The sequence below is a fragment of the Mumia sp. genome (assembly GCF_028803055.1).
Classification (GTDB): Bacteria; Actinomycetota; Actinomycetes; order Propionibacteriales; family Nocardioidaceae; genus Mumia.
Genome location: NZ_JARBCJ010000115.1, coordinates 1 through 278, shown reverse-complemented (window position 1 = coordinate 278; position 278 = coordinate 1). Strand labels below are relative to the sequence as shown.

General features: G+C 75.9%; 1 protein-coding gene. It reads left to right on the top strand.

The annotated features are described in order from the left end of the window. A partial coding sequence (locus PV363_RS11755; protein WP_301022412.1) for a hypothetical protein occupies positions 1-278 on the top strand: 278 nt, incomplete at both ends.

The following is a 278-nucleotide window of genomic DNA, read 5'->3' as shown; positions in this document are numbered from 1 at the left end:
AACCCGCCCACCGCCCAGCTGTGGCGGCCCGGGCTGCTGGTCCCCACATTCCACCACGGGTTCCCCGACTTCCGGGGCCCGCGCGGGGGCCCCCCCCCCCCCCCCCACGCCCGCAGCGTCCGCGCGCTCCAGGAGCGCGGCCTCGCCGATCCCGAGCTCGATGCCGACCTGGCGGCCGCCGCGCTGTCGTCGATGGTGTCGCGGACCGCGTACAACGCCTTCGTGGTGGGAGCAGAGCGTGACGTCGAGAGGCTCGCGCACACGTTGACCCGGCTCTG